We start from the raw sequence: 13,641 nt of genomic DNA on the forward strand, positions 1-13,641 counted from the left end.
GAGTAATATATTGCCACGCAACAAAGAGCCAAAGGCCTGCAATGTCAATTAGCAATCCAGAGTTTTCCAGTTCGACGCTATTAAACCCGGTCAATTTGCAAGATGACCCCAACAGCCATAAAAAAGGAAGTTTGGGTGCAGTGATGCTCGCTGCCATTGGCGTAGTTTTTGGTGATATCGGTACAAGTCCTTTGTATGCTCTCAAAGAATGCTTTGATCCTGAGCATGGGATTGCATACACGCCTGAAGCGCTCTTTGGCGTGATTGCCATGATGATTTGGTCCCTCATTTTGGTGGTGACCTTTAAGTATGTGCTGTTTGTGATGCGCGCAGACAATAAGGGTGAGGGTGGTGTTCTATCTTTAATGGCCTTAGCGTTGCGTTCATACAAAAGCGATTCCAAGACCTATTTTTTCTTGATGATCCTTGGCATGCTTGGTGCTTGTATGTTGTTAGGTGAGTCGGTAATTACGCCGGCTATCTCCGTTCTGTCCGCAGTTGAGGGTATTGAAATTGCAGCTCCTGGCTTGCATAAATTTATTATTCCAATTTCCTTGGCTATCTTGGTGGCACTTTTTTTAATCCAACGATACGGAACGGCAGCGGTAGGTAAGCTTTTTGGCCCCATTACGTTAACCTGGTTCATTGTGTTGGCTATTTTGGGTCTAATTAATATTGGCGCGGCACCTCAAATTATTGGAGCCATTAACCCATTGCACGCCGTTAGCTTTGTGGTCGCGCATCCGACAACTGCTTATATCGTGATGGGTGCAGTAGTGCTCGTGGTGACAGGTGTAGAGGCTTTGTATTTGGATATGGGTCACTTTGGCCGCAATCCTGTGCGCTATGCCTGGTTATTTGTTGTTCTGCCTAGTTTGTTGATTAATTATCTTGGTCAGGGTGCGTTGCTACTTTCAAATCCTGAAGCGGCATCGAACCCATTTTATTTAATGGTTCCAGATTGGGCGCTGTGGCCTGTGGTTGGGCTTGCAACTGCGGCTACTGTGATTGCATCTCAGGCAGTTATCTCAGGAGCATATTCGCTTGTGAGCCAAGCAATTTTGCTCGGGTTTATGCCGCGGATGACAATCATGCACACATCGGATTCTGAGCAAGGGCAAATTTACATACCGGTCGTGAACTGGGCTCTCTTGTTTATGGTGGTAATCACCATTATTGAGTTTAGAGCATCTGTTAATTTGGCAGCTGCATACGGTATTTCGGTAACGTCAACGATGATGATTACTGCAGTTTTACTTGCGGTGGTGATGTATCGTGAATGGAAGATGAATCTATTATTGGTTATCGGACTTACTACAGTTTTCTTTACTTTGGATTTTGCTTTCTGGAGCGCAAACCTCATTAAGATTAAAGATGGTGGTTGGTATCCACTCTTCCTCGGTCTTTTAATCTTTACATGTCTGATTACATGGTATCGCGGCCGCAAACTTTTGCGTGCAAAGATGGTGGAGGGTTCTATTCCTTTGCAGGCTTTTGTTCAAAGCTTGCTTGCTCACCCACCTCATCGTGTTGAGGGTACCGCCATCTTTTTGACTGCGCACGTTGATTATGTACCTGTGGCAATGTTGCATAACTTAAAACATAATCGCGTGATGCATGAGCGTATATTTTTTGTCAAGCTGAGCACATGGGATGTTCCATACGTAAACGATGATCAGCGTATTACGATGAAGGATTTAGGTGGCGGCGTGTATTTGGTTCGAGCGGTTCATGGATTTAAAGAAACTCCGGATATTAATAACGTACTCAAGTTAATTGAGGCGCAAGAAGGCATTCAGTTTGATGTTATGGACACCTCTTTCTTTATTTCGCGCGATACAATCGTACCCTCATCTTCTCCTGGTATGGCTTTATGGAGAGAGAAGCTCTTTGGTTGGATGATGCAAAATGCCGCTAAACCATCTGACTTCTTTAAGATTCCGGCGAATCGATTAGTTGAGCTGGGTGCGAAGGTCGAGATTTGAGAAAGAATCTTTCACTCCAATCAAAGATATTCATATCAATATTTTTGTTGTCATCTGCGTTGAGCGGTGTTGTATCGGCCACTCCAGCAGAAGAGGCTGAGCTTGAGCAGTTAAACGGGATTGAACAGGAGTTAGAGATTCAGCGCGAGTGGGCAAAGTATCGCTGGGAAAAATCCTCGTCTGAGTGCTATCAAAAGTACTGGGTTAATTCTTGTTTAAAAGATGCCAGAGCGCTGTATCGAAAAGAAATTGACCCTATTCGTGAGCAAGAGGTGGCTTTGCATGAGGTGCAGCGTAAGTTGCGTGAAAGCCTTAAGAACCAAGAAGATATCAAGCGCGCTGCCGAGAGAGCGTCACCAGAAAAAGCGGCTGAGCGTGTTGCAAATCAGCGTGAATTTGAGCAGAAGCAAAAAGATGCTGCTACTAGGGCGGCTGATCTAGAGCAGCGTCGCAAAGATGCTCCTAAGCGTGCGCAAGAAAATAAAGCGGGCACTCAGCTCGATTAATGTTTTACTAATTTCAATTTCATTGGGCAACTCTTGGCTAAAGTCAAAACGGTTTATATCTGTCAGTCTTGTGGCGGTACCTCGGCCAAGTGGCAAGGTCAGTGCCCCTCTTGTCAGGCCTGGAACACCATGGAAGAGGGTCTTCCAGAAACTACTTCTAATTCTCGTTTTCAGGGGTTGGCGCAATCATTGCCAAGGCAAAAACTCTCCGCCATTACAGCTGAAGACTTACCAAGATTTAGCACGGGCGTAGAAGAGTTTGATCGCGTGCTGGGTGGCGGCTTGGTTCCAGGCGGTGTAGTGCTCTTGGGTGGTGATCCTGGTATTGGTAAATCCACTCTACTGTTGCAGGCACTTGCAGAGATGAGTGCTGCCGGCATGAATGTCCTCTATAGCAGCGGTGAAGAATCGGCTGCACAGATTGCCTTACGTGCAAAACGTATTGCATTGGATGCACCTCAACTAGAAGTATTGGCTGAAATTCAGTTGGAGAAACTGATTTCCATTATGGATACCGTGAAGCCGCAAGTATTGGTGGTGGATTCCATCCAGACTTTGTACTCTGAGGTTTTGAGTTCAGCTCCTGGTTCTGTTGCGCAAGTTCGTGAGTGTGCGGCGCAACTCACTCGAGCTGCAAAATCGAGCGGTATTTGTGTATTGATGGTTGGTCACGTGACTAAGGATGGCCATCTCGCTGGCCCAAGAGTTTTAGAACATATCGTAGACACCGTGTTGTATTTTGAGGGCGATACCCATTCTTCCTTCCGCTTAGTGCGTTCGATCAAGAACCGTTTTGGCGCTGTTAATGAGTTGGGTGTCTTTGCCATGACAGAGAAAGGTTTGCGCGGCGTTACTAACCCGTCTGCCATTTTCTTGTCGCAGCATGAGCAAATGGTCCCCGGTGCCTGCGTACTAGTGACTCAAGAGGGTAGTAGACCCTTATTGGTGGAGATACAGGCTTTGGTGGATACAGCGCATGTACCCAATCCTCGACGTTTAGCTGTTGGTCTAGAGCAGGCCCGCTTAGCCATGCTCTTGGCTGTGTTACATCGTCATGCTGGTGTTGCTTGCTTTGATCAAGATGTTTTCTTAAATGCGGTCGGTGGCGTCAAAATTTCTGAGCCAGCTGCTGACCTAGCCGTTCTCCTGGCTATTCAGTCATCGATCCGAAATCGCGCTTTACCAAAAGAATTAATTGTCTTTGGTGAGGTTGGTTTAGCTGGAGAAATTCGTCCCTGTCCGCGTGGTCAGGAACGTTTGAAGGAGGCTGCTAAATTGGGCTTCACTGTAGCCATCATTCCAAAAGCCAATATGCCTAAGACTAAGATTCCGGGGTTGAAGGTGATTCCGGTCGAGCGAATTGATCAAGCAATCGCGGCAGCAGCAGAGTTGAGCTAACTCTCTTTGCCTTAACGCAAGTCTTCTGCTTGAATTAGTAAGACTTGCTCTTCACCGGCAGACACTTCCATCCAGATTGCCGGAATTTGCGGGAAAGCCTTTTTGAAGTTCTCATACTCATTGCCAATCTCAAGCAAGATGGCGCCGCGCTCCGATAAATAATCGGGGGCTTGAGCAAGAATGCGTCTAATGATATCCATGCCATCATCACCACCTGCTAATGCCAGCTCTGGCTCTGCGTGATATTCGGCTGGAAGCGCACTCATAGAAGCTGCATTCACATAGGGCGGATTGCAAATAATGAGATCGAAGAGATTGTCATCATTTGGCTCGGGTAACGCATCCCACAAGTCACCATTCAATAGTTCTACTTGAGAGCTTAAGCTGTGGCGATCAACGTTGCGAGCGGCAACTGATAGTGCAGGCAGACTGATATCGCACGCACTTACATGAATATCAGGACAAGATAGGGCTAAGAGGATTGCGAGTGAGCCATTGCCGGTGCAAAGATCTAGTGCTTTGCCGTCTGCTGGTAACCAAGGTTCTAGTGAGCCATCAACAATGAGTTCTGCAATCCAAGAGCGCGGAACAATACTTTGTTCACTGCAAAAGAATGGCACACCCATCAGCCAAGCTTCACCCAGGATGTAGGCAAGTGGTTTGCGGGTAGAGATTCTGGTGTCAGCAACAATGAATGCATTTTGTTGTTGATCTTCAGGGATTGCATTGTCTAAATGATCAAGTGCTTCCTCTGGGCTGATATCAAGTTGTTTGCTGACGATCCACAAAGCTTCGCTTTGCGCATCAACTGCCCCATGGCCATAATGCAGGTTTGCTGCTTCGAGCTTTTGTGCAATCTGATCGATGCACTGGTTCACTGTAAGGTGTTGCTGAGGCTCAGGGTCCATGATGGAGAGGTTCTTTAAAGAGGAAAGCAGGCGCGCAATTGATTAATTAAGCGATTAACTGCTCGAGAGTCTTGCGATAGATGTTTTTGAGTGGCACCACGTCATCAACAATGACACACTCATCGATTTTGTGGCTAGTTGCATTCAGCGGACCAAATTCCACAACTTCTTTGCAGATCTTGGCAATAAAGCGACCATCGCTTGTGCCACCAGTAGTTGAGAGCTCAGTATCTACTCGGGTTTCTGCTTTGATGGCTTTGCGTAATGCGCCAGCCAAGTCACCATCACCAGTAATAAAGGGGCTGCCACCTAATACCCAATCAATTTCAAACTCGAGACCCGCATCTTTTAGAATTTTTTCTAGGCGCTCACGCAATTGCTCTGGCTTGCTCTCTGTTGAGAAGCGGAAATTAAAGTCGACAACGAGTTCGCTAGGGATGACGTTATTTGCGCCAGTGCCAGCATGGACGTTAGAAATCTGAAAGCTCGTAGGCTGGAAGTATTCATTACCTTTGTCCCACTCAGCTTCTACTAATTTAGAAATTGCTGGTGCAGAAAGGTGAATCGGATTCTTGCCTAAGTGAGGGTAGGCGATATGCGCCTGAATACCTTTTACTTTGAGCTTGCCTGATAGGGATCCACGACGGCCATTTTTGATCATGTCGCCAAGCTGATCCACAGAGGTAGGCTCGCCAATGACGCAATAGTCCAAGCGTTGACCGTGCTTTTGTAAACGCTCACACATAATGACTGTGCCATCGTTAGCGGGACCCTCTTCATCACTGGTGATTAAGAAGGCGATAGAGCCTTCATGATTTGGGTGTGCGGTAACGAATTCTTCGGTAGCCACTACAAAACCGGCTAGTGAGGTTTTCATATCCGCTGCGCCACGTCCATAAAGCATGCCGTCACGAATCGTTGGCGTAAAAGGATTGCTTGTCCACTTCTCTAGTGGTCCTGTGGGCACCACATCAGTGTGACCGGCAAACATCAAGACTTTGCCTTGATCTCCGGCCTTACCTTTTTTGATTGCCCACAAGTTGGTGACCTGAAAATTTTCAGGTCCGCTCACCACGCTCTCAGTATGAAAGCCGATAGCCTGAAGACGCTTGGCAATTAAATCTTGGCAACCACCATCAGCCGGTGTTACGGAATGGCAGGCGATGAGGGCTTCGGTGAGCTCGAGTGTGGCGCTCATAGATTTGGATTAGTCGCGGAGTAATTCGTTGATGGCGGTCTTAGCTCTGGTCTGAGCATCAACCTTCTTCACAATGATGGCAGCATACAAACTGTATTTGCCGCATGCAGATGGGAGGGAGCCTGGCACTACAACTGAGCCTGCGGGTACGCGACCGTAGTGCACTTCACCAGTTTCACGATCGTAGATCTTGGTGCTTTGGCCGATATAGACGCCCATAGATAAAACAGCGTTTTCTTCGATCACGACACCTTCAACAACTTCGGAGCGGGCGCCGATAAAGCAGTTATCTTCAATAATCACTGGGCCAGCTTGAATTGGCTCAAGAACGCCGCCAATACCAACACCGCCAGAAAGGTGAACGTTTTTACCGATTTGGGCGCAAGAACCGACGGTCGCCCAGGTATCAACCATGGTGCCTTCACCTACATAAGCGCCAATATTGACGTAAGAGGGCATTAAAACAGCGTTTTTGCCAATAAATGAGCCGCGGCGGGCTACGGCAGGGGGTACCACTCGGAAACCACCAGCAGCAAAGTCAGCAGCTGTGTAGTTTTCAAACTTGCTTGGAACCTTGTCATAGAACTGGGTAAAGCCGCCAGCACTCATAGGTTTGTTGTCTTCTAGGCGGAAAGAGAGCAAAACAGCCTTCTTAACCCACTGGTTAACTTCCCATTTGCCTACGTCACGGCGCTCAGCCACACGAATAGTGCCGGCATTTAGGCCTTCTAGGACCGCATTTACGGCATTACGGACATCCCCAGGGGCGCTATCTGGGGACAGGTTTGCGCGGTTTTCCCAGGCTTGTTCAATGATGTTTTGTGGTGATTGGCTCATGCTTTTTGGTTAACTATCAGATTGTTAAGGGATTTTGTCCCTGAAGGTAGATTGATCATTATATAGATGGGGCAAAAACACGTCTAAGCACCGTCAAGCTTGCTATCATCTTCCCACTTAAGCTGTATATTTTTACCTCTTTATTTGAACCCCTTTTTTCCCTGCAAAGTACGCCGTGCAACTGAAATCCATCAAACTTTCCGGCTTTAAGTCTTTCGTAGACCCAACCCATTTTGAAATGCCTGGCCAATTAATTGGTGTTGTTGGTCCTAACGGTTGCGGAAAGTCGAACATTATTGACGCCGTTCGCTGGGTTTTAGGCGAATCCCGCGCTAGCGAATTGCGTGGCGAGTCAATGCAAGACGTTATTTTTAACGGCTCTGGTTTACGTAAACCATCTGGACGTGCCAGCGTAGAACTCATTTTTGACAATACCGAGGGACGTGCTCAAGGTCAATGGAGCGCATTTACAGAATTAGGTATCAAACGTGTTTTAACGCGCGATGGAAATTCAAGTTATTACGTCAATAACCAAGTAGTGCGTCGTAAAGATATTCAAGATATTTTCTTGGGCACCGGTATGGGTCCAAGGGGTTACGCAATCATCGGTCAAGGCACCATCAACAGAATTTTGGAAGCAAAGCCAGAAGAGTTGCGTGTGTTCTTAGAGGAAGCTGCTGGTGTTTCTAAATATAAAGAGCGTCGCAAAGAAACTGCATCACGCTTAGAAGACACGGTAGAAAATTTAACCCGCGTTGAAGATATCTTGCGCGAACTCGATCAACAGTTAACACGCTTAGAAAAACAGGCGACTGTTGCTGAGCGTCACGCTGAGCTTTCTACACAGATGAAATCACAACAACAGCTTTTGTGGTTTGTGCGTCAGACCGAGGCTGGTAAAGAGCAAGAGCGTCATGCAAATGGCATCCGTGATACGCAAGTTGGCCTAGAGGAACAGACTGCTAAGCTCCGTCACGTCGAAGCTGAGCTAGAAACAATGCGCACACAACAGTACGCATTACAAGATAAAGTTTCTCAAGCACAAGGTGATTTGTATCAAACCAATTCTGATGTGAGTCAGGTTGAGTCACAGATTCTTTATGTGCAAGAAGCGCGTCAACGTTTGCAACAGCAAACTCAAGATTTGCAGGCGCAATTACAGCGTTGGACTGTGCAAGAAACTGATGCAGCACAAGCGCAACGTACTACTGAGCATGAGCTTTCTTTAGCCGCTGAAAAAGAGCAAACACTCTTAGCGGATTTGAATGGTCTGCAAGAGCAAATGCCAAGTCGTGAAGAGGCGTATCAAAATGCCTCACGCGAACTCAATAGCGCACGTGATGCATTAGCTTCAATTGAGCAACGCTTGGCGAGTTTGGGTGAACGTCTTCGCTCTATGTCTGCTCAGTCAGATGAATTGAAGGGGCGCGAGACTCGCCTTGTTGGTGAATTCGATGGTTTACGTCGTCCTGATGCTGAGGCTTTGCAGATGGCGATTGACCGTCAAGCAATGGCTGCTCGCAAAGTGGAAGAAGCCAAACAGCGCGCTGGTGAAACCCAGCAACGCGTTCCTGCTGCCGATGAGGCACGTAATGCCGCTCAACAAAAGATTCAGGAAGCAAATCAGGATTTAGCTCAAACCGAAGCTAAATTGACTGCATTAACAGCCTTGCAGGCTAGCGTTCAGGCGCAAGGCAAGATTGGACCTTGGTTAGAAAGCAAGGGCCTCAAAGAAAGCAAGCGTCTTTGGCAAGAGCTCAAAGTTGAGAGTGGTTGGGAGGCCGCGCTTGAGTCAGTATTGCGTGAGCGTTTGGCTGCAGTCACAGCAAAGAGCGTTCAAGAAACATTGGCTTTGGCTAATGATGCACCTCCAAGCCGTTTGGCAATTTTGCTTACCGAAGAAATTACTCCGGCACATACATCCGCCCCCGCTGACTTCACGCCATTGTTAAGTCGCGTTCAGAGTGCCGGCGCAGCAAGACTCACATCAGTGTTACAAGAGTGGTTAGACAATATTTATATTGCTAGCAGTCTTGAAGACGCATTACATCGCCGTGAAAAACTACCTGCTGGTGGCGCATTTGTTACTCAACAAGGCCACTTAGTAAGCCGTGTTGGTGTGCAGCTTTACGCGGCAGACTCTGAGCAAGCCGGCATGTTGGCTCGTGCTCAAGAGATGGAGAGTCTCGAGAAACAATTACGTGCGCAACAGTTGATGCAAAGTGAACTCAAGGGCGAGTTAGATCAGTGTGTAGCGAACTATCAGGCGGCCCATCAAGCGGCTGAGCAAGCTCGTGAAAATGCTGAGCATGCCGTTCAAGAATCACATGGCTTTGAGGTAGAAAGAATGCAGTTGACCCAGGCTGAAGAACAGTACAGTCAACGTGCGGCGCAGATTCAGGGTGAGTTAAGTGAATTGCGTCAGCAGATGGAGCAAGTGAGTCAGACTCAAGAGCAGTCTGCTGCTGAGTTGCTCGAGTCAGAAGAGTCCAAGCAAGGCTTGCAAGAGGCTTTACAAGTAGCTCAAGAAAAATTAGAGCACTCTACTGAAGAGCGTGATCGTTTGCGTGAATCGCTCCGTGCTGCTGAGATGGCTGCACAAGAGGCGGCATTTGCTACTCGTTCATTGCAGCAGCGTATTGCTGACTTGCAACGTGATCAAAGTACTGCGCGTACACAAATCATGGAGATTCAAGATAAGCATGATGCAGCCGCTCAAGAGTTAGAAACATTGAGTGATGAAGAAGCACAAGATAAATTGCAGGGCTTATTACTAGCACGCAGCGCACGCGAAGCAGCTTTGGCAAATGCGCGTACTGAGCAAGATGCTTTATTGCATCAACTGCGTGAGGCTGATGAGTCTCGCATGCAAGTAGAGCGTAGCTTGCAACCTATGCGCGACAAGGTTGTAGATTTGCAATTGCGTGAACAAGCTGCACGCTTGAACTTTGAGCAATTTGCTACTTTATTGTCTGATGCTGAGGCTGATCTCACTGCGCTTGAAGCAAGTTTCAGCCCTGATCTGAAGGTTGGTGCATTGCAGAGTGAGGTGAATCGCTTGAATACTGAAATTCAATCTCTAGGCCCAGTCAATATGGCTGCCTTGGATGAATTGTCTAGTTCACGTGAGCGTAAGCAGTTCTTGGATGCTCAATCTGCTGACTTGAACGAAGCAATGCAGACCTTGACAGATGCGATTGCCAAGATCGATGCAGAGACCCGTGATTTATTGCAAGGTACCTTCGATCAGGTTAACGCCCACTTTGGAAAGCTATTCCCTGAATTATTCGGCGGTGGTCATGCTGAGTTGGTGATGACAGGGGAAGAGATTCTGGACTCCGGTGTTCAAGTAATGGCGCAGCCTCCTGGCAAGAAAAATAGCTCTATTTACCTCCTCTCTGGTGGCGAAAAGGCTTTGACTGCGATCGCGTTGGTGTTCTCACTATTCCTCTTGAATCCAGCTCCATTCTGTTTGCTGGATGAGGTTGATGCGCCATTGGATGATGCAAATACCTTGCGTTATGCCAATCTAGTGGCCAAAATGTCAGATAAGACACAGTTTTTGTTTATCTCCCATAACAAGATCACTATGGAAATCGCTCATCAATTGATTGGTGTCACGATGCAAGAGCAGGGTGTATCCCGTATTGTTGCGGTGGATATTTCTTCTGCAGTATCAATGGTAGAGGCTGCCTAAATGTATGTAGAACAAATCATGACGATGTTGGGTTTGTCTGATTTGCAATTGGCGCTGGCTGTTATTGGCCTTTTAATTCTGATAGCCGTAGCTGTTCTGAACATTAAGTACGCTCGCGCTCGCCGAAAAGCAAAAGAGCAAAGCGAATATGCTGTCGATGATCGCTTTGCACGTGAACCAAGCTTTACCCAGGGATTTGCAGATGCTGATGCATCGGGTCGAGCAGAGCCAAGCTTTGGTGAAATCCTCACAACAATCTCCGCCCCAGAAAAGTTTGCGATTGATCCTCGCATTGATTGCGTTATTACTTTGCGTTTTGATGACGCTATTAGCGGCGCAGAAATTCTGGCAGAAATTAACGCTTGGACCGACCTTGAAGCACAATCTACAGCACGTTGGATGTGCGAAGGTTTAAACGCGGATGTCGATGCCGCTGAAGACTGGGAAGAATTAAATCCTGAAGGATCTTATTCAGAGTTACAGCTGGCCATTCAGTTGGCTAGCCGCAAAGGTCCGATTGGTGTTTTGGAACTTTCTGATTTCTGCTCTCGTGCCCAGGCTCTTGCCGAAACTTTAGGTTCGCAAATTGATATGCCTAGCGTCAGCACCATGCTGGAGAGCGCTAAAGAATTGGACGTGATGGCTGCTGAGAGTGATATTCAATTGAGCATCAATGTGCTATTTGATGAACCATGCCCTTGGGGTAACTTTGATGCCCTCATGCGCCAACGCGGCTTCAAGTTATCTCGTAACGGACGCCAATATGAATACCTTAGCAAAGCCTTAGTACTTTTCAATAGCGCCGACTTGGATCCGAATAGGTCTGTCACTCAAGTTACTTTGCTGTTGGAAATTCCTTTGGTTCCACAAGAAGAACGCGCATTTGAAAGAATGCTCTCCGAAGGCGTTGAGATTGCACAAGCCGCTCATGGCCGCTTAGTGGATGACAATAGCATTAACTTAAGTGAAGCTGCGGTTATTAGTATTCGCCAGCACCTTGATGTTCTCTATGCCAATCTCGAGAAGTCTGGCGTTCCTGCTGGATCTTCTACAGCTAGCAGACTATTTAGCTAGGAAATCGCCTTGTCGTCCACAAGTCCGACAAATTTAGCGGAGCGCTACGCATTCTTGCAGGCCGAGCTCGCGCGCCTTGAGCATGCTTACTATGTTCTAGATAATCCACTCCTGCCTGATATTGAGTATGACCGCCTCTATCGCGAGTTATTGGATATTGAAGCCGCTCATCCAGAATGGGTTACCCCAGAGTCTTTATCTCAGCGTGTAGGTGGGGCAGCATTAAAAGAGTTTGATTCGGTCACCCATGCAGTGCCGATGCTTTCATTGAATAACGCCTTTGAAGATGCTGAATTGATTGCCTTTGACCGTCGCTGTCGTGAGGCGCTCCACTCAGATCATGTCACTTATGCTGGTGAACTCAAGTTCGATGGCCTTGCAATATCGCTTCGTTATGAAAATGGCTCATTAGTTACCGCTGCAACTCGTGGTGATGGAGCTAGCGGTGAAGATGTCACGGCCAACATCAAAACGATTCGCGCTATTCCGCTCAAGCTAACTGGAAAAAACATTCCACAAGTCTTAGAGGTGCGCGGCGAGGTCTTTATGTATCTCAAAGACTTTGAGAAGATGAATCGACAGGCAGCAGAGTTGGGTGAGAAAGAATTTGCCAATCCTCGTAATGCAGCGGCAGGTAGCCTGCGCCAACTAGATTCGAAGATTACCGCCAAAAGACCATTGTCTTTCTTTGCCTATGGCTTGGGTGCTCTAGAGCCTCAGTCTTGGTTGCCTAAAACCCATGCAGAACTACTTAATACCTATGCTGAATTGGGTCTACCGGTTTGCTCGGAGCGCAAAGTACTCCATTCTGTGGAAGAGATATTGGCCTTCTACAACGAGATAGGTGCAAAGAGAGATTCATTGCCATATGACATTGATGGCATTGTCTATAAGGTGAACTCATTCGCCGAGCAAGCTAAGTTGGGATTTGTATCAAGAGCCCCTAGATTTGCGTTGGCCCATAAGTATCCCGCTCAAGAAGCCCTCACTACCGTTTTAGGTATTGACGTACAAGTAGGGCGCACGGGCGCAATCACTCCAGTAGCAAGACTTGCTCCTGTAGAAGTGGGTGGCGTCACAGTCACTAATGCAACCTTACATAACGAAGACGAAGTCAAACGCAAAGATGTACGAATTGGCGATACCGTTTCAGTACGTAGAGCAGGTGATGTAATTCCTGAGGTGGTATCGGTAATTAAGGATCGACGTCCAGCAGATGCAAAAGAATTTGTCATGCCAATTCGTTGCCCTGTCTGCGATTCTCATATTGAGCGCCTGGCAGATGAGGCTGTGGCTCGTTGTAGTGGCGGACTTTTCTGTGGAGCTCAGCGCAAGCAAGCCTTAATTCACTTTGCCCATAGAAGAGCACTTGATATCGAAGGCCTAGGCGAGAAGATTGTGGACCAGTTGGTGGATAATAATTTGGTTAGAACACCAGCAGACCTCTACAGATTAGGCTTTACAGCGCTAGCCAATCTTGAACGTATGGGTGAGAAGTCTGCAGATAACCTCATTCAAGCAATTAACCAATCCAGAAACACCACCTTAGCCAGATTTATCTTTGCCTTGGGTATTCGTCATGTGGGTGAGACCACTGCCAAGGATTTAGCCAATCACTATCAGTCTATGCATGCATTAATGGATACAAATCTCGAAGACCTGCTAACAGTAAAAGATGTTGGTCCTGTTGTTGCCGACTCCATCACGAGTTTCATGCAAGAAGCCCACAATCGTGAAGTGATTGAGCAACTGCTAGCATCCGGAATGCAGCTAGCCGTAGAAGAAAAAGTGATTAGTGCTGCAGTAGCAGGTAAAACTTTTGTTCTGACCGGTACATTCCCAACGATGACAAGGGATGAGGCCAAAGATCTCCTCGAAAAAGCAGGCGCCAAGGTTGCTGGATCGGTGTCCAAGAAAACAGACTATGTAGTTGCCGGTACAGATGCTGGTAGCAAGCTCACTAAAGCAGAAGAATTGGGTGTGCCAGTGATTGATGAAGCTGCAATGCTAGATTTGCTGAAATAATTGAAGCTAAAGA

9 protein-coding genes are annotated in these 13,641 nt (G+C 47.3%); 6 read left to right on the plus strand and 3 right to left on the minus strand.

Annotated features, from left to right (window positions below):
- Positions 1-143: 143 nt before the first annotated feature.
- From ICW03_RS02715 to radA, 3 genes are read left to right on the plus strand one after another with little or no spacing between them, the layout of a single operon-like run.
- The gene (locus tag ICW03_RS02715) at positions 144-1,985 is read left to right on the plus strand and encodes a potassium transporter Kup (protein ID WP_251374484.1); all 1,842 of its coding nucleotides are present in this window, start codon (positions 144-146) and stop codon (positions 1,983-1,985) included.
- On the plus strand, positions 1,982-2,491 hold the full coding sequence (locus ICW03_RS02720) for a hypothetical protein (protein WP_215348677.1): 510 nt from the start codon (positions 1,982-1,984) through the stop codon (positions 2,489-2,491). Before ICW03_RS02715 ends, ICW03_RS02720 begins: the two co-directional genes overlap by 4 nt.
- A gap of 33 nt (positions 2,492-2,524) precedes the next feature.
- Entirely contained in the window at positions 2,525-3,889 is a 1,365-nt protein-coding gene (gene radA, locus ICW03_RS02725) for a DNA repair protein RadA (RefSeq protein ID WP_215348679.1), read from the plus strand.
- An 11-nt stretch (positions 3,890-3,900) separates the two neighbouring features.
- Here the strand turns inward: radA and prmB are convergent, their stop codons facing one another.
- Genes prmB through dapD form a run of 3 tightly spaced genes read right to left on the minus strand, consistent with a single transcriptional unit; the run spans position 3,901 to position 6,832 of the window.
- Positions 3,901-4,797, minus strand: coding sequence for a 50S ribosomal protein L3 N(5)-glutamine methyltransferase (prmB, locus tag ICW03_RS02730; protein WP_215348681.1), 897 nt, complete (start codon positions 4,795-4,797; stop codon positions 3,901-3,903).
- A gap of 46 nt (positions 4,798-4,843) precedes the next feature.
- On the minus strand, positions 4,844-5,995 hold the full coding sequence (gene dapE / locus ICW03_RS02735; RefSeq protein WP_215348683.1) for a succinyl-diaminopimelate desuccinylase: 1,152 nt from the start codon (positions 5,993-5,995) through the stop codon (positions 4,844-4,846).
- A gap of 9 nt (positions 5,996-6,004) precedes the next feature.
- Positions 6,005-6,832 (minus strand): 2,3,4,5-tetrahydropyridine-2,6-dicarboxylate N-succinyltransferase, encoded by an 828-nt coding sequence (gene dapD, locus ICW03_RS02740; RefSeq protein WP_068322474.1) that lies wholly within the window; start codon positions 6,830-6,832, stop codon positions 6,005-6,007.
- Positions 6,833-7,007: 175 nt separating this feature from the next.
- Between dapD and smc the strand changes: the two genes are divergently transcribed.
- Genes smc through ligA form a run of 3 tightly spaced genes read left to right on the plus strand, consistent with a single transcriptional unit; the run spans position 7,008 to position 13,628 of the window.
- Positions 7,008-10,529 carry a chromosome segregation protein SMC gene (smc, locus tag ICW03_RS02745; protein WP_215348685.1) on the plus strand — a complete coding sequence of 1,174 codons (3,522 nt, stop codon included), beginning with the start codon at positions 7,008-7,010 and terminating at the stop codon, positions 10,527-10,529.
- Complete coding sequence (locus ICW03_RS02750; RefSeq protein ID WP_251374443.1) at positions 10,530-11,603, plus strand: cell division protein ZipA C-terminal FtsZ-binding domain-containing protein; 1,074 nt, start codon at positions 10,530-10,532, stop codon at positions 11,601-11,603.
- Positions 11,604-11,612: 9 nt separating this feature from the next.
- A complete protein-coding gene (ligA, locus tag ICW03_RS02755) occupies positions 11,613-13,628 on the plus strand; it encodes an NAD-dependent DNA ligase LigA (RefSeq protein WP_215348687.1) in 2,016 nt (671 codons plus the stop codon).
- Positions 13,629-13,641: the final 13 nt, after the last annotated feature.

Source organism: Polynucleobacter sp. MWH-Aus1W21, assembly GCF_018687275.1.
Classification (GTDB): Bacteria; Pseudomonadota; Gammaproteobacteria; order Burkholderiales; family Burkholderiaceae; genus Polynucleobacter.

What these genes read in the sequence shown, in the direction of transcription:
- prmB (WP_215348681.1), bottom strand. Translation starts at nt 4,797, where the DNA reads ATGGACCCTGAGCCTCAGCAACACCTTACAGTGAACCAGTGCATCGAT.
- dapD (WP_068322474.1), bottom strand. Translation starts at nt 6,832, where the DNA reads ATGAGCCAATCACCACAAAACATCATTGAACAAGCCTGGGAAAACCGC.
- ICW03_RS02715 (WP_251374484.1), top strand. Translation starts at nt 144, where the DNA reads ATGCTCGCTGCCATTGGCGTAGTTTTTGGTGATATCGGTACAAGTCCT.
- dapE (WP_215348683.1), bottom strand. Translation starts at nt 5,995, where the DNA reads ATGAGCGCCACACTCGAGCTCACCGAAGCCCTCATCGCCTGCCATTCC.
- ICW03_RS02750 (WP_251374443.1), top strand. Translation starts at nt 10,530, where the DNA reads ATGTATGTAGAACAAATCATGACGATGTTGGGTTTGTCTGATTTGCAA.